The organism is Muriicola marianensis (genome assembly GCF_014638095.1).
GTDB classification, from domain to species: Bacteria; Bacteroidota; Bacteroidia; order Flavobacteriales; family Flavobacteriaceae; genus Muriicola; species Muriicola marianensis.
In genome coordinates, this window is sequence record NZ_BMFH01000001.1 from 1863883 (window position 1) to 1888772 (window position 24890).

Below are 24890 nucleotides of genomic sequence, written 5' to 3' on the forward strand. Positions count from 1 at the left end.
CAGAATATAGTTGCGCAGTAGTTATACTGCTGCGCTGATTCTGGCAATAGGCAGATTTGCCGCAGGAGTGCAACTCCTGCGGAACTGAGTGCAACTCCTGCGGAACTAACTGCAACTCCTGCGAAACATATCAGCATTCAGAATTCCTTCACTATCTTTAATTGCAGATTACCAGCCCTATGGAAAACCAGCAAAAAATAGATAAGCTCCTGGAAAAATTGGAGGTCCTCAAAGGAGTGCACTCCCATTTTTCTCAGGAGATGGAGGATCTGAGAAAAGAGATCGAGGCCCTGAGGGAAGCCGCATCTGAGGCCCAGCCCTCCAAACCTGTTACAGAATCCCCGGCCCCGGAGTCAGCCTCGATTCAAGAAACCACCACAAAGGAGGCCGAAACAGAAAAGGTATCCCCCACCCCCGCACCGACCCCGGAACCCACCCTTTACCGCGACCCCCAGAACAGGATCCTGGGCGGGGTATGCGCCGGCCTGGCGGAGCGCTACAACATGAATCTCGCCCTGATGAGGACCCTCTTTGTCCTGATGGGGATCTTCTTTCTGGTGGGCGTACCCCTCTACATCGTCCTGTGGATCGCTATTCCCAAAAGGGCCTGGAAACCTGCACCCAAAGTCACTGTGCCTTCAGATACCCCATCGGCTGCCCCTGAATCTGTGCAGGCGCAGACCACCGATATGGAACGCTATATAGGCGAAAACCTCATCTCCAAGATCGGCATCGCTGTCCTGGTCATAGGGGCCGGGATAGGGGTGAAGTATTCCATAGATAACGACCTGATCTCCCCCCTGATCCGTATCCTCCTCGGCTATGCCCTGGGCATGGTCCTGGGCGTGATCGCCTTCCGACTCAGACCGAAATATGAGAATTTCAGTGCCGTACTCCTGAGCGGCTCCATGGCCATCCTCTACTTTATGACCTTTGCGGCCTATTCCTTCTACGACATGCTATCCCCCGTTACCGCCTTTGCCCTGATGGTGATCATCACCATCTCTACGGTGGCGGCCGCCCTGAATTATGATCGGCAATTTATCGCCCACCTGGGGCTGGTGGGTGCTTATGCGGTGCCCTTCCTCCTGAGTGAGGGGCAGGACCGGGTAGGGATCCTTTTTACCTATATGGCCATCATCAATGCCGGCATCCTGGTCGTCGCCCTGAAAAAATACTGGAAACCCCTCTACTGGGTGGCCTTTGTGCTCACCTGGTTGATCGTGCTGACATGGTACGACCTCTCCTATGAGGCCGATACGCATTTTACCCTGGCCTTCACCTTTGGGTTTGTGTTTTTCCTGCTGTTTTACCTCACTTTTTTGGGGTATAAACTCTTGCAAAAGGAGCCCTTTGAAGTGTCGGACATCATCCTGGTATTACTCAATTCCCTTTTCTACTACGGTCTGGGATACGAGCTGCTAAAGGCGCAGCCCGAATGGGAGAACAGCCTTGGGATGTACACCCTCTTTCACGCCCTACTGCACGGGGCTGTGGCATTTTTGGTCTTTAAGCGAAGGGGAGCAGACAAGCCTGTGTTTTACCTGGTCTCCGGTTTGGTGCTCGTCTTCCTTACCCTGGCGATCCCCGTACAGTTAGACGGCAGTTGGGTAACCCTCCTCTGGCTGGGGGAAGCCGTACTGTTGTTCTGGATAGGTCGGACCCAAACCCGGGGGATCTACGAGATGATCTCCTATGCCCTGCTGGGCCTGGCCTTCCTAAGCCTGTTGCAGGACTGGGATGCCTACAATTCCGGCTGGTTCTTTAACGATAACGAGCGATTCCCCTCCCTTTTCAATATTACCTTCCTGGGCTCCGTCCTCTTTACCGGGGCCCTGGCCTACCTGAACTGGCTGCATTACAAGTCGGCCTACACCCCTCCTTTTGAAAGGGGAGGCAATGGGTATACCCTGCTTTCCATCGGCCTGAGTGGCCTTTTCCTCCTGGTGCTCTATTTCACCTTTTCCAATGAGATCTCCTACTATTGGGAAGGGCGCTACCAGGCATCAGAATCCCTGGACGCTGCAGGAGGCTTCAGCTCTGGCAGGAACCCCGGATTCAGGATCCTGGAAAACCTCTGGGGGCTGGCCTATTTCCTGGGCTATACTGCCCTGTTGCTCTGGGTGAATACAGAAAAGATCAAAGCCAAGCTGCTGGGGATTGTGGGACTCATGCTGGGGTCGGTTGGCCTGTTGTACTTCCTCACCATCGGCCTGTACGACATGAGTGAACTCAGGGAAGTGTACCTTTATGAAGAAGGGACGGGAGCAGGCATATCGACGACCTATGCCCTGGGCATGCGCTACCTGCTTTATGCCTTTGTGGCGGCCCTGCTTTGGACAGGCTACCGCCAATTGCTCGACCTTTATGAGAGAAAGGAATTTATCCGGGGGTTTGATGTGGTACTGAGCATTACGGTCGTCTGGGCGGCCAGCAGTGAACTCCTGCACATCCTGGATCTAAACGGGGCCCAGGACCAGTACAAACTCGCCCTGACGATCTTCTGGGGCATCTGCGCCCTCGCCCTGAGTGCCCTCGGCATCTGGAAGGGGAAAAAACACCTGCGGGTAGGGGCCATCACCCTGCTGGCCATCACCCTGATCAAGCTGTTCTTTTACGATCTGGCGGATCTTCCGACTCTTTCTAAGGCGATTGTTTTTCTGGCGCTGGGAATAGTCCTGCTGGGCGTTTCGTTCTTGTATAATAAATTCAGGGAGAGCATAGATGAGTAATGGCCTGTCAGGAGAACAAAAGGAGGCCCATGGGTGAGAAATTCACATACTGGTGTAGAATATTGATTTATTCCGTTACGGTTCAGTTCCTGATCTGGCCCATATACAGCTGGGTGTTTGGACTAATGGAGGCGAGGGGGTCCTGGCACTACTGGGTCGTGGCTCTCGGGATCATGACGCTGGCAACCCTTGGCATGTTTTACTTGCGAAACCAGAATCTCAAGCTGTTCTTTATGATCTTTCTGGGAGGGTTTACAGCAGAGGCATTTCTCCATGCAACGAGCACCTACGCAAATTCCGTATTTAACCTGCCCATATGGATGCGGATAGTCAGCCTCGCAATTACTGCCTTCGTGCTGCTTCTGGTATTTTTTAAAGCACATAAATATTTCGGAATCACTACGTGCCTTGTAATTGGCCTGAATTTCCTTTTTGGTGGGATCAATTCGTTCTGTGATTACAACCTCATCAATTTGATCCGAGGTATCTTGTAAGTAGGTTTTCAAACTTCCTTTGGTAGCTAAACGCAAATTTTAAAAGGTGAAAGATTAGTTTGATTTCCCGAAGGTTTGCCAGAAATAATGGCGAGACAATTTCTTTATGTCCATTTTTTCTTGATAAAAAATGGACGAAAAAATCAAGAAGATTTTAGGAAATTTTGTCCCGATAATTATCGGGACAAACCAGGGATGCGGCTTATCGCTCCATGCTCTTTTTTGTGATGCCTGTCTGTCGCCAGGCACACAAAACGCACTTCCGCTGGCCTTACCCTATATTTCTGGAAAATCTTCGCTTTGTCATAGATTCAGCAGTTCTCCTTAATTAATTATCCTTAGAGGATCTAATTTTAAAGTATTCCCCTCCTGGGAAGGTCACTTACGCTTCAAAGCTTCAGCGACGAAGCGGCCGGGGGTGGGTTAAGTTCGATTCCCCTGGTTTAACTCCTGCGGAACTTGTTATTATCTTTGACCCCAAAATAAAAATCAATGGCCTCCGGTTTTTTTGCAATTTTAGATGATGTAGCCACATTATTGGACGACGTCGCCACCATGTCTAAAGTGGCCACCAAGAAGACGGCGGGTATTTTGGGGGACGACCTGGCCGTAAATGCCGAAAAGGCTTCCGGTTTTGTCAGCAGCCGGGAATTGCCTGTGCTCTGGGCGATCACGAAGGGGTCCTTGCTCAACAAGATCATCATCTTACCCATCGCCTTTTTGCTCAGCGCCTATGCCTCCTGGGCAGTGGTCCTGATCCTGGTCATGGGCGGACTCTACCTGGCCTATGAAGGAGCAGAGAAGATATACGAATTCTTTGTACCCCACGAAAAGATGCACCTTCCATCCGACCTGCAGGTAGGAAGCAAAGCTGAGATCCTGGAAATGGAGAAGAAGAAAATCAAATCGGCTATCATCACTGATTTTATCCTCTCCGTAGAGATCGTCATCATCGCTTTGGGAACGGTCCTGGAAAAACCCCTGGCGACCCAGATCCTGGTGGTCTCCTTTATCGCCCTCCTGGCCACGGTGGGGGTGTATGGCCTGGTGGCCCTGATCGTGCGTATGGATGAGTTTGGAACCCGCCTTATTAACCTCAATGGAGAAGAGAACACGATCTCAGACAAGATCGGTCGGTTCTTTGTGAATGCCCTCCCCTGGGTGATCAAAGCCCTGGGGGTGATCGGTACCCTGGCCTTGTTGCTGGTCTCCGGTGGCATCTTTGCCCACAACCTGGATTTCCTTCACAACCCCTTTCCCTGGCTTCCCGGACTTCTCTATGAGTTTCTTCTGGGCTTGCTGGCAGGCTTGCTGGTGCTGGTGTTGGTCAAGGCAGGGAAAAGGCTGTCAAAGCGCTCCTGAGCGGGATTTCTATCGCATCCTCTGATCTTTGAAAAGAAATACCCTGAGTTGGAACACGATATCTGTCAGTTCGTCCTTTAAACCGAAGAAAACTCCTTCATAATCCTTAGTTTCTTCCTGCTATCTCCCGGTTTCAGCGGTGTTACCGCGACGCATTGGGAGATATTTTTATCTAACCTTCTAAAACCACACATTATGAAAACACGCATCCCACTAAAGTTGAGGTCTCTATTTACATTGGCATCCCTGTTCACATTTCTGTTATTTATGTCCTGTTCCCAGGAAACAGGAACAGATGGCCTAATCGATGGCGGTGAAGACCTGAAAGCCACCACTGCAAAATCCTCCAATGCAAAAAAAGTTGCAAAATCCATTTATGGCCGACTCAGCAATTTTGCGGATCCTAATCAGCCGGAAGAGGACCTACTTATTTGTAACCCGGAAATATATGGATTTCCGCTGACACGAAATATCATCAGTGGACGTATGACCCACCTCGGAAAGCTGCAAATGGGAGTTTCTGATCCAGACACAGGAGAAAGAATCTCCGGATGTTTCGGGGTACCCGTGAGCTGTGAAATCAACACAGAGACTTTTAGACAATTGATAACGGTATATGAGGTAACCTATGTGGCTGCTAATGGGGATGAATTCCGGACCATCGAGCAGGTCACTATCAACTTCCCTAATGACGTTGAGGGTGGGATAGACTACACCACAGGAACTTTTGGTGGTACGGAAGGTTTTGAACACGCTATTGAGATCGTTGGGGGAACAGGAAGGTTTAACGGAGCCAACGGCTATATGGATTTTATGAACGCGCAATTTGGGCCTGATGGATCAACATGGGAATTGGTCGGTGAGATTGTCTATTAATTTAAACCATTAATGAAATTTAGAGAACCCGCTCTCATAAGGGCGGGTTTCTTTTTGGAGCCTCACCATATTATTAGGGCGAAAATCAGATAAATTATTTACTTTAAGAGGATTAAACCAACCCACCCAGACTCGTGCTTCGCTTTTTTCGTCAGCTTCGCCATAAGCTCCTCGTTGAGAACAGGGTAAGCAGGTATTTCTTGTACGCCCTGGGGGAGATCGTATTGATCGTGATCGGGATCATGATCGCCTTACAAGCTGACAACTTAAATGAAAAACGAAAACGTCAGAAGGAATTAAGCCTTCTTTTTCAAAATACGTCCGAATTCCTCGAACCGTCTATTCACAGGGATAAGATGTTGATACCGCATTATCAGCAAATCGATTCGGTATTCCAGCGTATGGCAACCTTGGATAGCCCTCAATTCTATAAAGATAACCCTGAAATTCGCAATTTTCTTTACAGCGATACTCTCGTATTTCCATTGAAAAAGTATTACTGGGTAAGTCCGGGAATAAAAAGCCTTATCCAGGCCAAAACCGATTTTCAGGAATCTCATAAACCTCTTATCTATGATCTCGAAAACTGGGATCTGGTAAATGAAGAGTTGGAAAAGGTAAATCAGGATTTTATTAATGAAATCCGTTCTTTCCAGAACCAACTCTTAAACCACGCACCTTTTCTCTTTGAGACAGGGCAGACGATGAATGACCGGTCTATTGATTATTTAATGAATGATCCCTGGTTCCGGTTTAAAATGAAGTTTTTGGCCAATCAAAGCAGGGATGTTCTCAGGGTTCTTCACTGGAATCGTGCAAGCCTGGCAGAATTATTTGGGCAGATCAGGGTTTCAGAATTTCATGAGGGAGTTAAGGAGCTCGATTCTGTTTTCCGGGTAATGGGGCTAACCCCCCTGGAAAGAATTTCCCAAATCCCTCAGACGGACAGCCAGCAGGATGAGGATCGGGTAAATCCCTATATTATCTTTTATAACCGTAGAAACAGCATAGTGGAGGTCCGCCATCTCCAGGGGAATGAGGAGATCAGCAGGTCGAGGATAGCCCCTAAGAGTACCGCGATACGTCGATACAATTCTGGCACGGTGATCAGTATAGACCAACCAGATCGAAACCCTCTTTATTTCAGAGTTGCATCAGGCAGGTATGGTATTATTGAATAAAACGTATTCAGACGGGGGAGTTATAACCTAAACTAAAATTTAAAAACACATTCTACTATGTTCCGCTTCTTTCGACAGATACGTCAAAAGCTACTCGTGGAAAACCGAGTGAGCCGGTACCTGCTCTACGCTATTGGCGAGATCGTCCTGGTAGTGATTGGGATCCTGATCGCTCTGCAGATCAACAATTACAATGAGGCCCGGAAACAGCGAGCACAGGAGGTGCATTACCTGGAAAATCTCAGGACTGATCTGAAGCTCAACATCGCCGAACTCGATAACTATATCGCCGTGAGAAACGGCCGTATCGAATCGGCCAACAAGGTGCTGGAATATTTTGAGGGTAAACCCCTGACCGACCTGAACGAATTTGCCTATCACACCACCAACATCTATATCTGGCAGAAATTCACCCAGCAAGACAACACCTTCCAGGAACTCGTGAACTCGGGGAACCTGGCCTTGATCTCCAATGATTCTATCAAAGATGGCTTGCTCAACTTGCAGGCCCTGTACAGCAAACTCAAGAATGAGGAAGCCCATTTCCGCTATGACGCTGAGGTATTGTTATACGAACCCTCTTACGGGGTGCTCGACCTGAACCCCATCGTAAAGAACTTCACTTATCAGGTAACCCAGGGACAGGCCGGGGAAGATGTAGAACTCCCCCGGGCGAATTATGAGGCCATGCTCAAGGACCTTAAACAGAAGAATGGCTTTGTGATGGCCGTATATGAGTTCTCTGTGATGAATGCTCAGTTTGAAGCCATGAAAGTACTTTGCAACCAGATAATTGAACTCATTGATAAAGAGTTGAGATCTGATGCACCATAAACGGAATTGGAGTTACCAATTATTGAACGAAAATCCATATCTCCTGTCAGACGGAATACATTGAGATTAACGATAGAAAAAATGGACACAAAAAACACCGATATTTTTTCACTCATGCTCGCCGGGGGGATCATCCCCAAGGAACATCCCGGATGGCCCAAGGCCTGGAAACAGGTCAACAGGGCTATTGAGCTCTCTTCGGCCCTGAACACGTCTACCAGCGTGGATGAGATACGCGACCGGCTGAGCGAGCTGATCGGACAAAAAATAGACGGGACCACCCGGGTCTTTATCCCATTCTATACCAACTTCGGGAAGCATATCCGGATCGGCGAGCACGTCTTTATCAATCATGCCTGTACTTTTCTGGACCTGGGCGGGATTACTGTGGAGGATAATGTGCAGATCGGTCCCAAGGTGAACCTGATCACCGAGAATCATCCCTTAGACCCCGAGGACCGGAAATCCCTGGATCTGGGTGGGATTCTCATCAAACGCAACGCCTGGCTGGGTGCAGCCTGCACCATTTTACCCGGGGTGACGGTGGGGGAAAATTCCGTGGTGGCTGCCGGGGCCGTGGTGACCAAAGACGTGCCGGACAATACCGTGGTGGCCGGGATCCCGGCAAAGGTGGTCAGGAACCTCTAATGTGGTTATTGGTCTTTGGTTCTCAAAGTGCCACGGGATTCGATCGTATAAATTCATTACAGATTTGCAGGAATTTTCTCAAAAGGTGTAAATTAGATCAATGATTACAAGCAGGCTTGGATTCTTCTGGTTACTCCTGTTCCTATGGGGATTTGCTCCCCAGTCTGGCTGTCTCTCCCAGACTTTTCGCATCGGCAATTTCCACAGTTTAAAGGCTACTACTTTTGATAAGGATTCCAAGGATGTGTTCGCGATCTGGGACGACAGTGTACGCGTATTCCATGCCCCTGCCTACACTACGTCCGAGTTGATCCCCATGAATCCTCCACAAAAAAATTTTGCGGGGGCCTACCACCCGATAGTAATAGATTCCGAACTGCACTTCGTAAGTAAATCAGGGGGAATGCTCTACCGGCTGGAGGGAGATAGTCTACGGCGGATCGACCGATCCTTCGACCACAGAATGCAGATCAATTGTACGCTCTTTACCCGAAACGATACTATTATGAAATACGGGGGATACGGGTTCTGGTCTCAGCGCAATTTCTTTACCTATTTCAGCAGGGAAACCAACGAATGGGAAATTGTTTCTCCCAGGGGAAGCGAAGTGCTTCCGGAGGGGACACAGAGCTCGTACCAGGTGCAGAAAGGAAATGACATCTATATTTTTTCCGGTCTCTCCACCGACCCTTTTGATCCGTTGAATATGAATGAGTTCGATGAGATCTGGAAGTTCGACATGGAAGGCAGGAGATGGGAAAAAGAGGGGAAATTAAACGAGGATTTCCACAACCACTCTTTAGTGGTTCACATGGGAGATAAGATCTTGTTTGATGTACCCATGGAATACAAGTTGGTGCTGGCAGACCCGATCCGGAACACCCTGACCTATTACGAGGTCTGGGGAGAAACCCGAAAACTCTTTTTACATTATTCAGACCAACATATCATCCCTAACTTTTACCATGACGGGAAGTTTTACCTCGTAGGTCAAATAGACCCATCTCCTACAGAAAACCTGGATTTAGCATACACGGTTCTGGATGAATCAGAGGTCTTGAAAAAACCTATAGCGGAAGAACCTATGTATTCTACCGACGAATTTCCCCTTGAAATAGCGGGAGGGGTGGTAGCTACTTTAGGGGTTGTTTTATTCTTGTTTTTTGGGGTAAGGCGATTGCAGGAGCGAAATAAAGTAGGTGTGTATCCCGATAAGATCAGGTACGGCGGTAAAGGGGTAGCTATGGATGCTACTTCTGTTCAGGTGCTCAATCTCTTGTTGAGATCCGAGGGCGAAGTGCAATCCCAGGCTGTGATGGACCTGGTAGAAAACCCGGCCCAGAGTCACGCCCATAACATACGGGTGAAGAACCAGGTGGTCGAGAACCTCAATTTTCAGTTGAGGACGCTTTTGGTGCTTGAAAAAGATCTGATAACGCCAGGGAAGTCTGACGAAGACAAGAGGATCAAGACCTACCAGATAGACCGAAGCTACTTTGCAGTCCGGTAACCCTGAAGACCAATGCACTTATAATTGAATAATGCCTGCAATACGATGCAGGCATTTTTGATTGCTGTTTTGACGGGCTAAGGGTAATTTCCAAATTAAATAACCATCAGGAACCTATGAGAGAAAATACCCCCAAACCTCCCGGCCTGGCCTACAGGCTCTGTTGCTTTGTACTCCCATTGATCTCACTGGCGGCCATTTTTTATTTCACCAATGACCTCATCTTTAGTTTTGTGGCCTCTTTGGTTGTGGCTATCATGCTGCCGATGACCCGGTTTATCTACGAGCTTAACTCGGACAAATAGATTTAATTAGCCCCACTCTGCCCCTTTGTTCACTGACACTGGGGCAGAAATTTATTTCCTTTTTTCGTGCGTTACCCAATCGACCTCCATCACCCATTCCCCTTCCATGGGATTGTCCGTGATCTTGGCAAAGTTGAGGATGGCGAACATGGGTTCGGGGTAGTTGTCTCCCTCTCCTTCATTCCGGTAGACCTCTTCCCCGTCTAGGCGGTAGACCAGGTCGCTTCCTTCCCATTCCACAGAATATTCGTGATACTCGTCAAGCGTAGCGGGAAAATCCTTGCGAAAACTCCACCAGTCGCCCTTGTCGCACTCCCCCTGGCTTTTGATGGCCCCTGTGGTAAAGTGGTCTTTCAGCACGTCCCCGTGGTGTTCAAAGATGTCGATCTCCCCGGATCCGGTGAGCGGCCAGCACACGGTCTCGTCTTCTTCCTGTACGGGGGATTCGTTATTGCGGGCTCCCAGGAGCCACCAGGCCGGAAACATGCTGGGTTGTCCATTCCCGTGGAGGCGCAGCCGTGCCGTCCATTTTCCTTTGATGAATTCCTTACGGTTTTTGGAGCAGATCCGCCCGGCCATATAGGGGGTGTCAGGGTGTTGTTCTCCATGCTTGTCGAGGTTGTCACAGGGCATGGCCTCCCCAGTGTTGACCACCTTCAGTTTCAGGGTGCCATCGCTGACCTCCCGGGTGCCGTATTCCCCGTCCGGCACATAACACTGCTGTTCGTTGTTCACCCAGATCCGCTGGTCCTGCCAGTTATCCGGGTTAAAGGAATCGAAGTCGTCCCGAAAATCGGTTTCCCAAATTTCGGTTGCAGCCGATTCTGTAGGTTCTTCTTTTTTCTCCTGGGTCTTACACCCGGTGATGAACAGAATCAGGAAGGCTAGTGTGGTCCGTATCATTGCTTGAAGTTTAATTTTCAGGACAATAAGGTAGTAAACTAAATGGAAAAAACAGGAGATTAAAAGGTCACCAGTTTTTTTCCAAAGGCCTCTACCTTTTTCCAGTCGGTGTATTCCTTTACAGTTTTGGGATCCGTAGGCCCTTTGGTCATCCACATGATGAGTCGGATCATGGTACGGTCGAAGAAGGAGTAGTGGGGATAGTCGAGCATTCCTGCAAAGCACTCCGCCATATCCGGCCTCCATGAGATCTTCTTAAAGAATTTGACTACATAGGGGTTGGTCTCCGGGCTGCTTTTCTCCGGTTTACGGGCTACCAGGTTGACGGAAAAGAAGGCTGTCTTTTTGGCCTCGAGCTCCTTTTGGCGGGTGTTGATAAGGTCGACTATCTTTTTGTCGTGCACCCCGTACCGGATGCTGGCACCCAGGACTACCCGATCATAGGGGGCGAGGTCTCCGTCAAAATCTTCTATGTTGATAATCTCAGCCGGCTGGTCGTGAGCTGAGAGTACATCTTCCAGCTTTTCGCATATCTTGAGTGTATGTCCATCCACGGTGGCGTAGATCAGGGCTGTTTTACTCAGTGGGGCTTTAGGTTTTGTACTATTCATAGCGCACTTTGAAATAAAAGTCCCTAAGCTACTATTTTTTGACCTTTTTCAGAAAGCGGATACTCCTTCATACATAGGATCACCCGTAATTTTGTTGGGCCTCCGGTATTGCAGTATCCTAAAATAAGTAGTAATATTGCAGTCCCCTCCCAGAAGCAGAGCAAAGCTCGCTTCTGGATAGTTACCCGAACAACATAGTTCTTCACATAATGATATTTCAATGGTCCTATAGCTCAGCTGGTTAGAGCACCTGACTCATAATCAGGGGGTCCCTGGTTCGAGCCCAGGTGGGACCACATCAAGCGCAAAACCCACGCCTTCTGGCGTGGGTTTTTTCATTTCGACAGGGAAACCGAGCTCACTCGAGTTTTCCTGGAGGAATGAAAAACACGACTTGCAATAGCAAGGCGAGGTTTTGCATTTGCAGAAGCGGTTCTTCTCTGGTCGGCGGCGCCAGCCGCCAACCCAGGTGGATATCGATTTCTTACTTTATTATTTGACGAGATTGTTTACTACCCCGCCAGGGCTGTTAGGTTTGCTAATTGCAGGAGTGGGCCTTCTCTGGTCCATTCCCTCTGGGAATGAACCCAGGTGGGCAATGTGTTATTTTTTCTATTGAAACTGTTTTGCTATCCCGCTTTCATCGGGACAGGCCTGCCTGCCGGCAGGCAGGTTTGCAGGAGCGGGACTATTCTGGTCCATTCCGAAAGGAATGAATCCAGACGCAATTCTTGAGAACATCAATGTCTTTCCCAACTAATGAGGCCGTTTTTACCTCTTAAGATTTTAAAAGTATGGGCAGGACCAGTAGCGCAATCACATCGGTTACAAAATGGGCGATGGCAACCATACCCAAACTTTTTTTGGAAATATAGACGAGCATAAAAATACTTCCGGCAAAGAAAACGAATAAAAGGTGACCCACTCCCCAGGAGTAGTGCACCAGCGTAAAAATAATTACCGGGATCAGTCCGGCTAACCATTTGGAATTTGTCAGTTCGTACATGCGCTCAAAAGCATATCCACGATACAACACCTCTTCAACCACTGCAGCCCTTAGGGCAATGAGCAATAGAAAAGGAGCGGACTGGCTTGCGATCAGCGCTGCGGTTTCCCGGTTGAGCTCAAGGCCCATGACCTGAATAACCATCGTCAGGATACCAAAAAGAATGAACACCACCAACCCGAGTCCAATTCCTGAAAAAACTGTTTTAGCGGTCAACTTTTTCCACCCGATGGAGCTAATAGTCCGTTTCTCCACAAAATAGATCCATATCACGATCAATAAAAGAAGCAGCCACATGGCTCCTTCGAAGGCTTTTAAATCAAGGCTCAAGAACTGCAAGAAAAAGGGAAATGCCAGAAATGCCAGCAACCCAACGATTGGTTTAATGTTATTTTTCATAAGACAACGTGAATTGTTTCTGGAAGCAAAGAACCAACACTTATGGGATAATTCTCAATGCCCGGATCAATACCTTTCCCAATGGTCATATAAATCGTACTGAATGGTCATTAGGTGTCAGAGGTACGCAACCATTGTTTAAATCTTGTGGACTTATATCTGCTGACGGGTTCCCTGTAGTGGGCATTTGGGGGGCCAATGGTTACGAGAAGCCTGTGATTGGGGAGCTTCTTCGTATGGGAGACACTCTGCCGGGTAACCAGCATCCTTCGGTTCAACCTGAAGAACCTGTCATCAAGGCCCTTTTCAAGTTCAGTCAGACTGTATTGCGTGACCCGTTTTTTGCCGGAGGCATCCACGAGAAACACGACCTTAAATTCACTGATAAAGTAGCGTACATCATTCAAGTCAATTTTAATGCTGCCTCTGGGGTTTTCAATGGTGATTAGGTCTTTCCATTCACTTTTGGGTTGGTTACCGTCTTTTTTACGAAACAAGAATTCCCCGTCATTCCACCAGGCTTGCCAAATATGAATGCCCGCATAAAAGATCACAATTAGCAAACTCAATACGGCGGTCATAAAAAGCCCCTGAAGAAATCTGGCCCACTCGAAATCCCAATCGTTCAGATAGAGCAAAATGGTATAAAAAACAAAATAGATGGTCGAGGTCACAGCCACGGAGGCCAGTATCATTTCTAAAGGCAGGAGTTGGGAAACCTTATTAGAATCAATCCTGGATTGAAGTATATAATCCAGGGTGAATTTGTTCCCAAACCAAATGCACAAACTACCCAGGATCCTTACCCATAATTCAAGGCTTAAAAGGATGGTTAAGTCCACTCTACCGTACTGCAGGGACATTGAAACAACGGCCAGAAGAACTACAAGTACAGTTTCTACGTAAATGGCTCTGCCACTTGGCCAGATGCCCGTTTTTCTATCGGCTGGAACTTCAGACATGTAATAAAGATAAATGTATCTAAAAGATGAGGGCAATAAAAGCACAATAATCAAAGTACAGCCCGAGCAAATAACATCTTATGGGACACATAGCAGGCAGCTTTCCCAGGTCCATTCCCTCCGGAATGAAGATGAGGGTCAAGGGCATATGTTTAGTTTCAAAAACAGTTTTACCAAATACTTAACAGGGAATTCTCCCTAGATTTTCTAATATTGTTTAAAACTATAAGTATAAAAGTTAAACAAAAAGCTATGAAAAAACTTCTTACCCTGCTTACTGTGAGCCTCCTTTTCGGATTACAGAGCTGCAGTAACGATGATGATTCACCTTATAATGACGGGACTCCTGATCCTGTAAACCTGGATTCCAAAACCTACACCCTCGGGTCAGCCGCTGTTGCAGGTATCTCAGGCACAGCCACCTTTACGGATAATACCGATGGTACAGTAACTATCGACCTGGCCTTGCAAAACACCCCTACCGGAGGGCAGCACCCGGCACATATTCACTTTAATACCGCTGCTGAAGGAGGTGGTATCGCCCTAACACTTGGAGTGGTTGATGGGGACACCGGTGAAAGCAGTATTACCGTAGACGCACTTGATGATGGTACCCCGATAACCTATGACGGGCTCCTGGATTTTGATGGATATATCAACGTGCATCTCAGCGCAGAGGATCTGGCAACGATCGTCGCACAGGGAGACATAGGACAAAATGAACTGACCGGTGAAACCAAGACCTATGGTCTTAACGCCGTGGCCGTCCCGGACATCAGTGGAACGGCTACTTTTTCTGAACGTGTAAACGGGGAAGCCCTGGCCGTTATTGAACTTGCCAATACGCCGGAAGGGGGAGAGCACCCAGCACATATCCATAACAATACGGCAGCTGAAGGTGGCGGTATAGAATTCACCTTTAACCCTGTCATTGGAGACACAGGGATCAGTAAGACAAATGTAGCCGCTCTGGACGATGGTTCGGCTTTCGGATACGCCGATGTGCTGTCGTTTAACGGATACATTAATGTGCACCTGAGCGCAGAGGACCTCGGAACCATTGTAGCCCAGGGAGATATTGGGCAAAACGAACTGACAGGAGAATCTGTGGTCTATGATTTAGAAGAAAAAGATGTAGCCGGAATCAGCGGGACCGCACTTTTCGAAGAACGGGTCAACGGTACCACCCTGGTAACCATCACTCTTACCGGAACTCCTGAAGGCGGGTCCCATCCTGCCCACATCCATGAAAATGACGTAGCCACCTCTGGTCCAATCATTGCCGGACTGACTCCAGTTGACGGGGATACCGGGATCAGCAAAACGCAGGTGAGCGAACTCGTAGGGGGGATACCGGTCACCTATACCGACTTTCTGACCATCAACGCCTATATCAATGTTCACCTGAGTAATGAAGATCTGGCGACCATCGTGGCCCAGGGCAATATCGGATCCAATGTGGGAGACGGAACGGAGTCGAAGACCTATGACGTTACCAACAGCGGAGCGACGGCCTATGTGTTCAATGGGGAAGACCTTTCCGATGCCAGCAACCCGGATTTTACTCTGAAGAGAGGTTCGACGTATACTTTTAACATCGACGCACCCGGACACCCATTTCTGATCAAGGAAATACAGGGACCCGGAACGATGGACGTATACAATGATGGAGTGACTGACAACGGAGCTGTAGCAGGAGCTGTGACGTTTACGGTACCTGCTGATGCACCGGATATTTTATATTACAATTGTGAATTTCACGCCGCGATGACAGGTACCTTTACCATTATTGACTAAAGAATTCCTTAATTCAACGTAAGAAATTGTCCCGCTCAACGGCGGGACAATTTTTTTTAACGCTTCTTTCCTGGTCTGTTCCCTCCGGGATTTACCCAGTGATCATTGGCGTGCCTAATCTCACATGTGCCGAAGTTTTATCTCCAATTCTGCGACTTAAGCTGAACGGTCGCCTTTAGAATATCCTTCTGGGAGATCTGACCCACTAACCGGCCGTTTTCCAGGATTGGAAAACGACGCCTGCGGGCAGTGAGAAATTTGTTGGCCGCATCGAAGATATTCATATCCCCATCAATGGTCTCCACATCCCGGATCATCCGATTGGATACCGTATTCTCTCCCACGGGCATGTTAAAATAACGGCTTTCGCTAACGTGCTTGATGCAGTCGCCCTCAGAGATCACGCCAACCAGTTTACCGTCATCGTCTACTACAGGTCCGCCTGAAATGCGGTGCTTGATCAGCAGATCAATCACTTCTTCTACGGATTGATCCGGCCTGAAAGTGATCAAATCCCGGGTCATATAATCCCTTACGCTCAAGGGAGTCTGTTCCGGTTCCTGTTTTTTTCTCGGTCCTGAAAAATTCTTGATTCCCATAATGCTTCATCTTTAAAACCCATATAAAAGGTAAGAAATTTTCTGATACGTGCGATCTTAAGCGGCTATAAAGCAAGAAGTTAAGCTATAAAGGATGTTTCAATTAGTGACATCTCAAAATTTGTGATTCCTGCGTGAAAGAAATGAGCGTATCCATCTATTCTTCAATGAAAACAGTATCTTGAACCCATCAACCTAATTCCATGCCAAAAAGCAACTCCTCCCGGTCCTGGATCGATGTACTGCGTGAACTGGTCGACCTGTATTTTAAAAGTGCAAGGCGAAGTGAACGCGGTCGGACCTGGCATCAGCACGTGGTGCCCTATGAGGACGGCTGGGCCGTAAGGCGTGAAGGCAACAAGCGTATTACTTCCAAACACCGGCTGCAGGAAACCGCTATCCGAAAGGCAAAGCGTATCGCCCGGAAATACAAGTCCGATGTGATTATCCACCGGGCAGACGGAGGTATACGGGATCGAATCAATTACGACTGACCACCAAACCACCGGGATAAAAAGCTCTCTGGCCGAAACTTTTACAGGATTTAAGACAGATTATACAGGATTTACTATGTTTGGGCATGAAGAAACTCGTACTCCTCTTATTCCTGTTCAGTATAGCAGGTCAGGCTCAATCAAACGATAAGATACTTCATTTTGGCGCCGGTATAGCCACCGGAGCTGCCGGGGCTTTTATTGCCCATGAGATCTCCGGAGGCAATAAATGGTGGTCTATTGCCGGAGCGGTGGGTGGCAGCTTGATGGCAGGGTTAGCCAAGGAGGTCATTGACAAAAACAAAGGGGGGCCCTGGGATAACGGGGATGTGGTCCATACGGTGGCCGGGGGGATCACCGTGGGAATCGCGATCGAGATCTTCAGTGGGCGTAAGAAACGGAAATCTTCACGATCGCCTGATACTGTGTATAATCAGACCCTCCTTAGTCCATATCCCATTCAGGAACCCTTTCCAAAATTGAATTCTCTTAGTATATCCCAGAATTGACCATTGTGTTTTAGCAGGAAGATGCTGTGAACCTCGAAGGAGGCTTTGAAGGGGCGATCCTTGAATTCGGCCCAGGCCCGTAGAAATGCCTGTTTTTTAAGGTCCCTTGTGGCGATAGTCATGTGGGGGTGAAATCTATGTTCATCCCCTTTGATTCCGAGGGATGATAGCAGGGCCAATTCCGCCTGTAATTGCATCCAAAGCTCAAGGATGGGTCCATGGTCTTCGATCCTGATAAAGAGCACACTGGGAGGGAAACAATCAAAGCCTTTCAATTCAACAGGTAATGGGGCTTGTGAACCGGCGAATCGGTTTAACACAGAGGTGAGTAGCCCTTCTTCCTGAGAGAGCATACGAAACGGAGGTTGCAGGGTGATGTGGGCAGGTGATTTTAGGGCGTGGGCAGACCCGTATCTGTCTTTCATTTCTTCTTTGATAACCCTTATTTGCTCCCTTAGGAGCTCAGGAGGAAGGAGCGCGATGAGGTACAGGCCTGTGGTCACAGATCATCTAAAGTTTCACCCGGGTGATCTCTACCCCATCGGGGCGTGTGATCCCTACCTGCCTTTCGGCCGTGATAAAGATCTCTGTTCCCACGAAAGAAGTGATTGTTTCGAGTTCGGAATCCTCCCCATTCTCATTGTAGAGGGCCCCAATATTTTTAATGCCGTTTTCCTCGCTGACCAGCCAGACCACATAGGCGGTGGCTCCCCGACTTACCCTTTCGGGGCTTGCCAGATACTTGGCCTTTACCGTGATCTCATTGTTGTCATTACTGTCTGTTTTCTGTTTTACAGTGATCTCTGCGGCGGGAGCCAGATTCGAAACAGGGAAGGTCTTTTTGGTCGTGCCGCAGGATGCGAGTACAAGAAATATGATTAGGAATAATCCTTTTGTTCTCATGGGTGCGATTTATTTGATGATGAATATTCTTTACCCCAGAAAATAAGAAAATTTAATGAATCTCTACTTCCTGACGCCTGTCCAGGGCTGTACGAACTCCCGGCCGGGACAATAGGATACCCCGTAAAGCTTTCCGTCTTCAAGGTACCCCGAGTGATAGTACGCGTGGGAGCTGTCGCGAGTCGTAAATGCAAAATACAGTCGGTCCCAGTTACGGTTGAGGCGTGTCTCTTCAAGCGGACTCCCGTAAAATGTTCCCTCAAAAGAATTCCCCGAGATACTTGTCACCTCAAATTGCTGGGTATAGGGCGGGGCATCAGGGGTGGGCCGGAGATCGATCTCCCACGGCCCTTCCAGGGAGTCCTCACGAAAGGATGCCTGGTCAGTCCCGGGATTAGAGAAGGAGGTGAGCGTACCTACTAATAACAGAAAAATAACGGATCGGAACGAAATTGCCAACATTTGTTTTTGCAGTAAGATAAAAAGAATTTGGCACCTCCCTCCCTGAGATCCGGCGGTCCGACCAATACCTCTGTAAGGTGTTCTGAATAGATTAAGCTGAAGCAACCTTTGCCGGTTTTCCCATCTTTGTAAAAATATCTCCCATGCCCCGACTATTCCTATTTGCCCTGTTACTAGTATTTTCCTGCAGCTCTTCCAATGACCCTCTGCAGGCAGAGATCTGGCAGCTCCACAGCGTCTATGCCTATATGACTCAGACCGGGCAGGAAGCCTCGGAACTGGATTACACAGAAACGGTGGAATTTGTCTCAGACGGAAGCTTCCTGAAATCCCAGACCCGGGATGGGGAAACGACTGTTGTGGAAGGACGGTGGTCAGTGGCGGAACAGGACGGCAGATCAGGATTCAGAGTGAGATACACCCAAGACAACGTACTTATCCGCAATTGCTTTGCAGAACCCGAGGAGTTCTTCTTTCGTTCCCAGGAGTTTCTTATCCAAAGCGACTTTATCCCCTGCGACGGCCCGGAGTACCGCTATGTCAGAGGGAGTCATTAAACTGAAATGCTAACTCAATCTGGGTATCGATCTTAGCTATTTTTAAGCTGAATTATATACTTCTCCCCTCCCGGGAGGGGAGAACAAATAAGGCCCCTGAAGTTGAGGGGCCTTTCCTATTGATGAAAAGTAATTATTTACGCGAACAGGCTGTAGAGTCCGATGAGGAAGCCCAGGGCGATCAGCAGGAGCACTACTTCCAGGCTGAAATTCAGGGCGGATAAAATTCGGTTCAGGATGGGGTGTTTCTCAGTTTTTGTTTCCATAGCTGTGGGGGATTTTAGGGTTCATTTTCTCTCTTTAAGATACCCTATTCTGTGGTGAAATGCCCTAAAATTGTTGTGAAACCCTCCATTTTTGTTGTGAAATGAAACCGAGTGGGTCGTTCGTCGATATTCGGCTTAAAGGGAATGCACCTTCTGTTTCCTTCTTCACCCCAGTTTCCTGCATGGGTCTTGTTAAAATTTAGGATTTCCCGGGGTCCGGGTCAGGCCGATTTACAGAAATAGTATAGCTTTGGAATCACCTAACTAAATTGAAAGTCATGTTAAAAAAGATCGGCCTGTTATTGCTTATCGCCCTGGGGGTGATTCAATTCTTTCGTCCGGAAAAGAACGAGAGCAATGACCTTACTTATGATATCACCACAAAATACGAAGTTCCTAAAGAGGTGGAGGAGATTCTGAGAGTAAGCTGTAATGACTGCCACTCCAACAAGACGGAATATCCCTGGTATGCGGAGATTCAACCTGTGGGTTGGTGGCTGAACGACCATGTGGAAGACGGTAAGAGGCACCTGAATTTTTCAGAGCTGACCAAAAGGCCTATTGCCATTCAAAACCACAAGTTTGAGGAGACCGTGGAAATGGTGGAGGAAAAGGAGATGCCTCTTGAGAGCTATACCTATTTCGGCCTGCATCCCGAGGCCAATCTCAGTGAAGCACAGCGGCAGGTACTTATCCGATGGGCCAAGGACCAGATGACATTCCTGGCCAATAACTACCCTGCAGACAGCCTCGTAATGCCAAGAAGGAGATAGTTTCCTATTACTTCTGCATTTTCAGATAGTAATCCAGGGAGTGTTTCCCGGAGCCGTAGATCATAAAGAACACACAGAGCAGGAAGACGATCAGCGCCTGTACCAGGTTGCCGACGACCATGATCCCCAGGAAATTGGTGAGGATGGCCCCGATCATGATCGGCACTTGCAGGGCAACGCTCCAGCGCGTCAGCAGGCCGATGATGATAAAGAAGCCTCCCACAAAATGAGCCGCGGCCACGTAATGGATGATCATCATACTGCCCGGCAGATCGCGGAACGGTTCCATGACCAGCCCCATGGCTACCGGATCAGACATAAACTCTACCCCTTTCAGGATCAGGAAGACGCCCAGGGCTACGCGCAGCATGTCTAGCCCGTAATACGTATGGGCATTGGCCCATTTGTTTAATGTTTTGATTGTTCCCATACCACCTGTATTTAGAATTACCTCTTTTAAGGTACTGATTATTAGAGAGATCACAAAAAGGTTTTTCTTCTTTTCTCTACGACCTATTTCCTTTTACCCTTGCCAACATTAAACAAAAATCCCCCTGCAATGGGCAGGGGGATCAATTGGTATCCGACTATTACCTCGCTTAGTTCTTCTTCAGAAGGTCGCGGATCTCAGCCAGCAGATCTTCCTGTGAAGGTCCTTTTGGAGCCGGTGGAGGTGGAGGGGTCTTGGTCTTGTTGTAAGCCTTGATGATGACGAACAATACAAACCCAACGATGATCAGATTTACGATCGTGTTGATCCATGCCCCGTAACGGATCGCATTTTCAGCAACGTATCCGGCTTCCCCGGCTACACCCGAAGCTTCGGTGAGGACGTACTTGAGGTTCGCAAAATCAATCCCACCCGTGAATTCACCTACAACAGGCATCACGATGTCATTTACAAATCCGTTCACTACAAGGCTTACAGCCCCGGCGAGGATAACGGCTACGGCAAATTCGATGACATTGCCGGTCATGATGAAATTCTTGAATTCTTTCAGCATAATTTTAAAGTTTAAGTGATTAATATTAGTGTTTATAGATTCCTGATGTTACTTAAAATGCATAGCTCAGACCGAGAGTCCAGTAGGTCTGGAGATCGTTGTCTACCGTGTCGAAGGTCTCTCCTGTATTCCCCAAAGTGTTTACAGAGTAATTGAGTGCTTCCTGTTTGTTGTTCCTGAGCCCAAATTCAAAGCCCACCCCTATCATCTTCCACAGGGTGTAAGAGAAGGAATTGATCCACGTCCAGTTACTGAGGTCCCCGCTCTCATAACTCTGGAAGAGGGAGAGGTTACTCTTGTAGTTCATCGCTCCCAGCTTACGGGTATAGTCGGCCACGATCTTGGCTCCGAGGGAGGAGTTAAAGATGGTGTCCTCGCTGCTGAAAACAAAGTTGTAGTTCAGGGGATGGATCACAACTACCAGGTTGTCCGTCGGGGTCCAGGTACCTCCAACCCCGAGGTCGAGATAACCCGGGTCATTGAAATTATTGAGGATGGTGGTACGATACTCCCCGAGGGTGGAAACCGCAAATTGCTGGCTTAGCCTCCTTCCGTAGAGGGATGTGATATTAAAAACGTCCGTCGCTTCCCGAAAACTATCCGAGTCGGTAGGATCGTCCTTATCGTCTAATTTTACCCACTGTAGGTTCACATTGGCCGAGTTTCTCCAGAAGAATTTATCCTCTTTCAGGTTTGCAAAGGCATTGACCGTAAAGCCGATGTTTCCGGCTGAGTTATTCGGGAATCCCTGGGCATACCAGTTGCTGAAATTCGACAGGTTCACTCCAATAGTACCAAAGGCCCCGGTCTTCCAACCGGGAAGGGCATCGATCTGGGCCTGAATGGCATTGGCTCTGCCCTGTATGGCCGCAATGGAATCCTTTTTGGTCTTGAGTTCTGATTTGAGCTCCGCCTCTGTTTGGGCATAGGTATATACCCCGGCGAGAAGGAGGAAGGTCAAAAATCCGATTTTTTTCATCTCTCTTGTATTTGCTGTTTCTTCTTGATTTTACAATGTTCAGGACTGGTCATCTATAGTGGCATCCGGCGCATTTTTCTTGACGGAAGCGATCCCGTTCTCCATCCCGTTGGTGTTGGAATACATTTCGCTCGTGCCAATGATCTGCCCGTTCCGCGCCTTCATATTGAAGTAGGGGCTGCCGTTCTTGGCCGTCCTTCGATCGAATCGTTTGTCTTCAGCGGCATTGTTCATGACCGAGTGGATCCCCTTCTTGCAGCTCGCTTTGGTCTTGTAGGTCTCGCTGCTGAGAATGACCTGTCCGTTCGACGCTTTCAGGTCGAATTTAAACTGACCTGACTTCGTTTTTCTGATTTCGAATTTTCCCATTTTTAAGATTTAAATTGTTAATGATACGAATTGTTTGTTAATATGAATAGAAAAGTTAAACTATTGTAATTCCACTTTACTCTGAACAAGATCCTCAATGGGGATGACGATCTTCCCTTCTTTGGTCCTGATGGTGACCAGGATTCCCTCTATGGCTTCGATCGTGCCCTCGAATTTCTTGGTCCGGATCTTGTCTCCCACAGCATAGGTTTTCCGGGCGTAAAAAGTGTGTAGCAATTTGCCTACTACTTCCCTGGAACCCAGTCCGAGCCCTATGGCAAAGGCAAGGAGGAAGGCCCCTATGATAAGGGTAATATTGCCGGTAATGATCTCTGTATCGATCCCGGCCTGGTTGAGGGCGGTGATCAGCACAAACACAATGATCATGTAGTAGACGATGCCACTGACGATCTTGGATCCGCCCATCCCCATGGAATCAAATACACTTAACAGGGCTTTCCTGACCAGCCTGGCGGCGTAGAGCCCGATCATAAAGATGACCAGGGCGCTCAGCAACACGGGCAGGTAATGCAGCAGGTTGGAGATCTCCGCAGAAATGATGGTGAGTCCCATTACCTCTGCCGCCACGATGATGAAAGTGATCCAGAGGATCCCCTTGACAAAGCCGAGCAGGATACGGATCACGTCTACTTTTATCTTGCTTCCCTCTCCGAACAGTTGGGCTTCATTGATCTTATCAGAGAGGTTATCCACCCTGGCAAGTTTCAGGATTTTCCTGATCACAAAACTGATGATCTTGATGATCAGCCACCCGAGGATGAGGACGATGATGGCGCCGATGACCCCCGGCAGTGCTGAGACGATGTCCTGTATGATGGTCTTTAATGAATCTGTGGCTAAGCTTCCCAGTGTTTCCATGATCTTGATGAGTTTAGTGTGATTATTTGTCTTTCTTATTTGTTTTAAACAGGCTAGCCAGCATTTGCTGTGTATTCACGGTAAAGAGAGAGGCCAGGTCCATGATAAGCTTAGCAACAGCTACATCTTCCATCACCTTCTTCTTTAGGCTTGGGGGCGCCTCAAGGATACGCTTGCTGAGGTCTTTGAAAGGGTTTTGAGTGTTTTCTGCCATCAGGGGAGTGCGTTATAGATTGCTAATGTTTTTGCCTTGGCCCTTTTCAGCCGCATCTTTACGGCGCTCTCTCCCAGGTCTAAAAGGGCACATAATTCTTTGACGGACACGTCGTCCTGGTATTTGAGAAGCAACAGGGTCCTGTCTTCGGGTGGGATCCTTTGCAGCACGGATTTGAGTTTGTCTGATCTCATATGGAAAAAACTCCTGTCTTCTACTTCCACAGCCAGCTGGCGCTCTTCCGCATCTATTGTTTTTGATTGCTCCCGGATCTTCCGATTCTTATTCCTGGTCACATAATTGACGCAGAAATTATAGGTCAGGGAATAGACCCAGCTCGAAAACTTCGACTTTCCTCTGAAACCTCCCAGCTTGATGTAGATCGTCAGAAAAACGTCCTGGGTAAGGTCCTCAGCTTCATCCTCCGAATTTGCGAAGCTCCGGCATTTGGTGTATACCCGATCCGCGTACCGATCGTATAAAACTCCAAAAAGCAGGGTGTTTTTTGTGTCCACGATCTTTTCTACCAGTTCTTCATCACTTAGAAGACGAAGAGAATCATCTTCGGCCAGGGCCGACCTCTGCCGGTCCCCGATCACCATCAGGATAAGATGTTTAAGTACGTTCAACATGGTGTTCGGTTGGGAGAATGACGTCAGCGGAAGAAAAGACGACGATCATATCAGGAGTTCGTCTTCGATCTCTTTTATCTGTACTCACAGTAGAGACGTCTTGCGGTTCGGAATCATTCATTCCCATAAGTTAAGACCCCATTTTGTTCAACAGGTCACATTTTGTACAGATTTTTCCAGAATGTCCTCTTCGTTGGACCGGAATTGTCAGAAAGGAATGATCTGTTTTCCATATCACATAAAGTAAAAAATCCGGCCTTTTCACAGCCGGATTTTCTAGTGGTAACCGATTTCTTTCTCCAGATATCATGTGCCAAAAGCCATGACCAACCGTGCGATCCTTTATTTGACAGGTACAGTGGTGTCAAATTGATGCAAGGAGGAAGCTAAGTAGAGTTCGGCTTCTTTGGCTAATTCAGCAGAATACTCCTGGTAGGTCATTATTGCAAGCGTAATCAACGCTATCAGAAACAATCCCGTTACTATTCTGGCACTGAATAATCGAACAGTTTCATCCATCAGTTCACTTAATTGGTGTGCTTTAAATTTAAACAAAAGCCAATAAGTTAACAAAGCCTTAACAGAATAAACTTTTTAACAATCCCCGGAGCCTACCTTCTGAAGCTCATA

General features: G+C 48.0%; 30 protein-coding genes and 1 tRNA gene. 15 read left to right on the plus strand and 16 right to left on the minus strand.

Annotated elements, in window-relative coordinates; all coding sequences use genetic code 11:
• The first annotated feature begins 179 nt into the window (after positions 1-179).
• From IEV19_RS08385 to IEV19_RS08425, 9 genes are all read left to right on the plus strand, one after another.
• The gene (locus IEV19_RS08385; protein WP_188370204.1) at positions 180-2732 is read left to right on the plus strand and encodes a DUF2339 domain-containing protein; all 2553 of its coding nucleotides are present in this window, start codon (positions 180-182) and stop codon (positions 2730-2732) included.
• 29 nt (positions 2733-2761) lie between these two features.
• Positions 2762-3226 (plus strand): hypothetical protein, encoded by a 465-nt coding sequence (locus tag IEV19_RS08390; protein WP_188370205.1) that lies wholly within the window; start codon positions 2762-2764, stop codon positions 3224-3226.
• Between the two features lie 492 nt (positions 3227-3718).
• Entirely contained in the window at positions 3719-4588 is an 870-nt protein-coding gene (locus tag IEV19_RS08395; RefSeq protein WP_188370206.1) for a DUF808 domain-containing protein, read from the plus strand.
• A gap of 195 nt (positions 4589-4783) precedes the next feature.
• Positions 4784-5464 (plus strand): hypothetical protein, encoded by a 681-nt coding sequence (locus tag IEV19_RS08400; protein ID WP_188370207.1) that lies wholly within the window; start codon positions 4784-4786, stop codon positions 5462-5464.
• Between the two features lie 134 nt (positions 5465-5598).
• The gene (locus tag IEV19_RS08405; RefSeq protein ID WP_188370208.1) at positions 5599-6645 is read left to right on the plus strand and encodes a hypothetical protein; all 1047 of its coding nucleotides are present in this window, start codon (positions 5599-5601) and stop codon (positions 6643-6645) included.
• A gap of 57 nt (positions 6646-6702) precedes the next feature.
• A complete protein-coding gene (locus IEV19_RS08410; protein WP_188370209.1) occupies positions 6703-7479 on the plus strand; it encodes a DUF6090 family protein in 777 nt (258 codons plus the stop codon).
• Positions 7480-7560: 81 nt separating this feature from the next.
• Complete coding sequence (locus tag IEV19_RS08415; protein WP_188370210.1) at positions 7561-8127, plus strand: sugar O-acetyltransferase; 567 nt, start codon at positions 7561-7563, stop codon at positions 8125-8127.
• A gap of 100 nt (positions 8128-8227) precedes the next feature.
• Positions 8228-9637, plus strand: coding sequence for a kelch repeat-containing protein (locus IEV19_RS08420; protein WP_188370211.1), 1410 nt, complete (start codon positions 8228-8230; stop codon positions 9635-9637).
• Between the two features lie 116 nt (positions 9638-9753).
• Positions 9754-9942 (plus strand): hypothetical protein, encoded by a 189-nt coding sequence (locus IEV19_RS08425; RefSeq protein WP_188370212.1) that lies wholly within the window; start codon positions 9754-9756, stop codon positions 9940-9942.
• Between the two features lie 51 nt (positions 9943-9993).
• Here the strand turns inward: IEV19_RS08425 and IEV19_RS08430 are convergent, their stop codons facing one another.
• Complete coding sequence (locus tag IEV19_RS08430; protein ID WP_188370213.1) at positions 9994-10845, minus strand: glycoside hydrolase family 16 protein; 852 nt, start codon at positions 10843-10845, stop codon at positions 9994-9996.
• A 59-nt stretch (positions 10846-10904) separates the two neighbouring features.
• On the minus strand, positions 10905-11456 hold the full coding sequence (gene hemG, locus IEV19_RS08435; protein ID WP_229732515.1) for a menaquinone-dependent protoporphyrinogen IX dehydrogenase: 552 nt from the start codon (positions 11454-11456) through the stop codon (positions 10905-10907).
• A gap of 222 nt (positions 11457-11678) precedes the next feature.
• Between hemG and IEV19_RS08440 the strand changes: the two genes are divergently transcribed.
• Positions 11679-11752: transfer RNA gene (locus tag IEV19_RS08440), tRNA-Ile, on the plus strand.
• Between the two features lie 482 nt (positions 11753-12234).
• Here IEV19_RS08440 and IEV19_RS08445 read toward each other — a convergent pair.
• Positions 12235-12861, minus strand: coding sequence for a CPBP family intramembrane glutamic endopeptidase (locus IEV19_RS08445; protein ID WP_188370214.1), 627 nt, complete (start codon positions 12859-12861; stop codon positions 12235-12237).
• Between the two features lie 110 nt (positions 12862-12971).
• Entirely contained in the window at positions 12972-13823 is an 852-nt protein-coding gene (locus tag IEV19_RS08450; RefSeq protein WP_188370215.1) for a LytTR family DNA-binding domain-containing protein, read from the minus strand.
• Positions 13824-14075: 252 nt separating this feature from the next.
• Between IEV19_RS08450 and IEV19_RS08455 the strand changes: the two genes are divergently transcribed.
• Complete coding sequence (locus tag IEV19_RS08455) at positions 14076-15620, plus strand: CHRD domain-containing protein (protein WP_188370216.1); 1545 nt, start codon at positions 14076-14078, stop codon at positions 15618-15620.
• Between the two features lie 137 nt (positions 15621-15757).
• Here IEV19_RS08455 and IEV19_RS08460 read toward each other — a convergent pair whose 3' ends face one another.
• Positions 15758-16219: a CBS domain-containing protein gene (locus IEV19_RS08460; protein WP_188370217.1), complete on the minus strand. Its 462-nt coding sequence runs from the start codon at positions 16217-16219 to the stop codon at positions 15758-15760.
• Between the two features lie 203 nt (positions 16220-16422).
• On the opposite strand from IEV19_RS08460, the gene IEV19_RS08465 reads away from it, so the two are divergent.
• Together IEV19_RS08465 and IEV19_RS08470 are read left to right on the plus strand one after the other, a co-directional pair.
• Positions 16423-16713, plus strand: coding sequence for a DUF2188 domain-containing protein (locus tag IEV19_RS08465; RefSeq protein WP_188370218.1), 291 nt, complete (start codon positions 16423-16425; stop codon positions 16711-16713).
• A gap of 86 nt (positions 16714-16799) precedes the next feature.
• Positions 16800-17222, plus strand: a complete 423-nt coding sequence (locus IEV19_RS08470) for a hypothetical protein (protein ID WP_188370219.1) — start codon at positions 16800-16802, stop codon at positions 17220-17222.
• On the opposite strand, the gene IEV19_RS08475 is transcribed toward IEV19_RS08470, so the two are convergent.
• From IEV19_RS08475 to IEV19_RS08485, 3 genes are all read right to left on the minus strand, one after another.
• Entirely contained in the window at positions 17174-17725 is a 552-nt protein-coding gene (locus tag IEV19_RS08475) for a 2'-5' RNA ligase family protein (protein ID WP_188370220.1), read from the minus strand. The genes IEV19_RS08470 and IEV19_RS08475 overlap by 49 nt on opposite strands.
• Before the next feature lie 7 nt (positions 17726-17732).
• The gene (locus tag IEV19_RS08480; protein ID WP_188370221.1) at positions 17733-18125 is read right to left on the minus strand and encodes a hypothetical protein; all 393 of its coding nucleotides are present in this window, start codon (positions 18123-18125) and stop codon (positions 17733-17735) included.
• A 63-nt stretch (positions 18126-18188) separates the two neighbouring features.
• Positions 18189-18587: a hypothetical protein gene (locus tag IEV19_RS08485; RefSeq protein WP_188370222.1), complete on the minus strand. Its 399-nt coding sequence runs from the start codon at positions 18585-18587 to the stop codon at positions 18189-18191.
• A gap of 143 nt (positions 18588-18730) precedes the next feature.
• On the opposite strand from IEV19_RS08485, the gene IEV19_RS08490 reads away from it, so the two are divergent.
• Positions 18731-19144: a hypothetical protein gene (locus IEV19_RS08490; RefSeq protein ID WP_188370223.1), complete on the plus strand. Its 414-nt coding sequence runs from the start codon at positions 18731-18733 to the stop codon at positions 19142-19144.
• Between the two features lie 137 nt (positions 19145-19281).
• Here the strand turns inward: IEV19_RS08490 and IEV19_RS13895 are convergent, their stop codons facing one another.
• Positions 19282-19410, minus strand: a complete 129-nt coding sequence (locus tag IEV19_RS13895; RefSeq protein ID WP_262890085.1) for a hypothetical protein — start codon at positions 19408-19410, stop codon at positions 19282-19284.
• Between the two features lie 278 nt (positions 19411-19688).
• Between IEV19_RS13895 and IEV19_RS08495 the strand changes: the two genes are divergently transcribed.
• On the plus strand, positions 19689-20183 hold the full coding sequence (locus IEV19_RS08495) for a heme-binding domain-containing protein (RefSeq protein ID WP_188370224.1): 495 nt from the start codon (positions 19689-19691) through the stop codon (positions 20181-20183).
• Positions 20184-20190: 7 nt separating this feature from the next.
• Here the strand turns inward: IEV19_RS08495 and IEV19_RS08500 are convergent, their stop codons facing one another.
• From IEV19_RS08500 to IEV19_RS08530, 7 genes are all read right to left on the minus strand, one after another.
• Positions 20191-20613, minus strand: coding sequence for a DoxX family protein (locus IEV19_RS08500; protein WP_188370225.1), 423 nt, complete (start codon positions 20611-20613; stop codon positions 20191-20193).
• Positions 20614-20782: 169 nt separating this feature from the next.
• On the minus strand, positions 20783-21187 hold the full coding sequence (gene mscL / locus IEV19_RS08505; protein ID WP_188370226.1) for a large conductance mechanosensitive channel protein MscL: 405 nt from the start codon (positions 21185-21187) through the stop codon (positions 20783-20785).
• 52 nt (positions 21188-21239) lie between these two features.
• The gene (locus IEV19_RS08510) at positions 21240-22166 is read right to left on the minus strand and encodes a DUF3078 domain-containing protein (RefSeq protein WP_188370227.1); all 927 of its coding nucleotides are present in this window, start codon (positions 22164-22166) and stop codon (positions 21240-21242) included.
• A 39-nt stretch (positions 22167-22205) separates the two neighbouring features.
• On the minus strand, positions 22206-22535 hold the full coding sequence (locus tag IEV19_RS08515; RefSeq protein ID WP_188370228.1) for a YegP family protein: 330 nt from the start codon (positions 22533-22535) through the stop codon (positions 22206-22208).
• A gap of 60 nt (positions 22536-22595) precedes the next feature.
• Entirely contained in the window at positions 22596-23414 is an 819-nt protein-coding gene (locus IEV19_RS08520) for a mechanosensitive ion channel family protein (protein WP_188370229.1), read from the minus strand.
• Between the two features lie 22 nt (positions 23415-23436).
• Positions 23437-23628, minus strand: coding sequence for a hypothetical protein (locus IEV19_RS08525; protein WP_188370230.1), 192 nt, complete (start codon positions 23626-23628; stop codon positions 23437-23439).
• Positions 23628-24260: an RNA polymerase sigma factor gene (locus tag IEV19_RS08530; protein WP_308418531.1), complete on the minus strand. Its 633-nt coding sequence runs from the start codon at positions 24258-24260 to the stop codon at positions 23628-23630. Before IEV19_RS08530 ends, IEV19_RS08525 begins: the two co-directional genes overlap by 1 nt.
• Between the last annotated feature and the right edge of the window lie 630 nt (positions 24261-24890).

Excerpts from the sequence above, each read along its gene's own strand:
- IEV19_RS08500 (WP_188370225.1), bottom strand. The coding sequence starts at position 20,613 with ATGGGAACAATCAAAACATTAAACAAATGGGCCAATGCCCATACGTAT.
- IEV19_RS08425 (WP_188370212.1), top strand. The coding sequence starts at position 9,754 with ATGAGAGAAAATACCCCCAAACCTCCCGGCCTGGCCTACAGGCTCTGT.
- IEV19_RS08515 (WP_188370228.1), bottom strand. The coding sequence starts at position 22,535 with ATGGGAAAATTCGAAATCAGAAAAACGAAGTCAGGTCAGTTTAAATTC.
- IEV19_RS08455 (WP_188370216.1), top strand. The coding sequence starts at position 14,076 with ATGAAAAAACTTCTTACCCTGCTTACTGTGAGCCTCCTTTTCGGATTA.
- IEV19_RS08385 (WP_188370204.1), top strand. The coding sequence starts at position 180 with ATGGAAAACCAGCAAAAAATAGATAAGCTCCTGGAAAAATTGGAGGTC.
- IEV19_RS08470 (WP_188370219.1), top strand. The coding sequence starts at position 16,800 with ATGAAGAAACTCGTACTCCTCTTATTCCTGTTCAGTATAGCAGGTCAG.
- IEV19_RS08510 (WP_188370227.1), bottom strand. The coding sequence starts at position 22,166 with ATGAAAAAAATCGGATTTTTGACCTTCCTCCTTCTCGCCGGGGTATAT.
- IEV19_RS08395 (WP_188370206.1), top strand. The coding sequence starts at position 3,719 with ATGGCCTCCGGTTTTTTTGCAATTTTAGATGATGTAGCCACATTATTG.
- IEV19_RS08410 (WP_188370209.1), top strand. The coding sequence starts at position 6,703 with ATGTTCCGCTTCTTTCGACAGATACGTCAAAAGCTACTCGTGGAAAAC.
- IEV19_RS08445 (WP_188370214.1), bottom strand. The coding sequence starts at position 12,861 with ATGAAAAATAACATTAAACCAATCGTTGGGTTGCTGGCATTTCTGGCA.
- IEV19_RS08400 (WP_188370207.1), top strand. The coding sequence starts at position 4,784 with ATGAAAACACGCATCCCACTAAAGTTGAGGTCTCTATTTACATTGGCA.
- IEV19_RS08520 (WP_188370229.1), bottom strand. The coding sequence starts at position 23,414 with ATGGAAACACTGGGAAGCTTAGCCACAGATTCATTAAAGACCATCATA.
- hemG (WP_229732515.1), bottom strand. The coding sequence starts at position 11,456 with ATGAATAGTACAAAACCTAAAGCCCCACTGAGTAAAACAGCCCTGATC.
- IEV19_RS08390 (WP_188370205.1), top strand. The coding sequence starts at position 2,762 with ATGGGTGAGAAATTCACATACTGGTGTAGAATATTGATTTATTCCGTT.
- IEV19_RS08480 (WP_188370221.1), bottom strand. The coding sequence starts at position 18,125 with ATGAGAACAAAAGGATTATTCCTAATCATATTTCTTGTACTCGCATCC.
- IEV19_RS08530 (WP_308418531.1), bottom strand. The coding sequence starts at position 24,260 with ATGTTGAACGTACTTAAACATCTTATCCTGATGGTGATCGGGGACCGG.
- IEV19_RS13895 (WP_262890085.1), bottom strand. The coding sequence starts at position 19,410 with ATGGAAACAAAAACTGAGAAACACCCCATCCTGAACCGAATTTTATCC.
- IEV19_RS08420 (WP_188370211.1), top strand. The coding sequence starts at position 8,228 with ATGATTACAAGCAGGCTTGGATTCTTCTGGTTACTCCTGTTCCTATGG.
- IEV19_RS08490 (WP_188370223.1), top strand. The coding sequence starts at position 18,731 with ATGCCCCGACTATTCCTATTTGCCCTGTTACTAGTATTTTCCTGCAGC.
- IEV19_RS08485 (WP_188370222.1), bottom strand. The coding sequence starts at position 18,587 with ATGTTGGCAATTTCGTTCCGATCCGTTATTTTTCTGTTATTAGTAGGT.
- IEV19_RS08495 (WP_188370224.1), top strand. The coding sequence starts at position 19,689 with ATGTTAAAAAAGATCGGCCTGTTATTGCTTATCGCCCTGGGGGTGATT.
- IEV19_RS08450 (WP_188370215.1), bottom strand. The coding sequence starts at position 13,823 with ATGTCTGAAGTTCCAGCCGATAGAAAAACGGGCATCTGGCCAAGTGGC.
- IEV19_RS08465 (WP_188370218.1), top strand. The coding sequence starts at position 16,423 with ATGCCAAAAAGCAACTCCTCCCGGTCCTGGATCGATGTACTGCGTGAA.
- IEV19_RS08460 (WP_188370217.1), bottom strand. The coding sequence starts at position 16,219 with ATGGGAATCAAGAATTTTTCAGGACCGAGAAAAAAACAGGAACCGGAA.
- IEV19_RS08415 (WP_188370210.1), top strand. The coding sequence starts at position 7,561 with ATGGACACAAAAAACACCGATATTTTTTCACTCATGCTCGCCGGGGGG.
- mscL (WP_188370226.1), bottom strand. The coding sequence starts at position 21,187 with ATGCTGAAAGAATTCAAGAATTTCATCATGACCGGCAATGTCATCGAA.
- IEV19_RS08430 (WP_188370213.1), bottom strand. The coding sequence starts at position 10,845 with ATGATACGGACCACACTAGCCTTCCTGATTCTGTTCATCACCGGGTGT.
- IEV19_RS08525 (WP_188370230.1), bottom strand. The coding sequence starts at position 23,628 with ATGGCAGAAAACACTCAAAACCCTTTCAAAGACCTCAGCAAGCGTATC.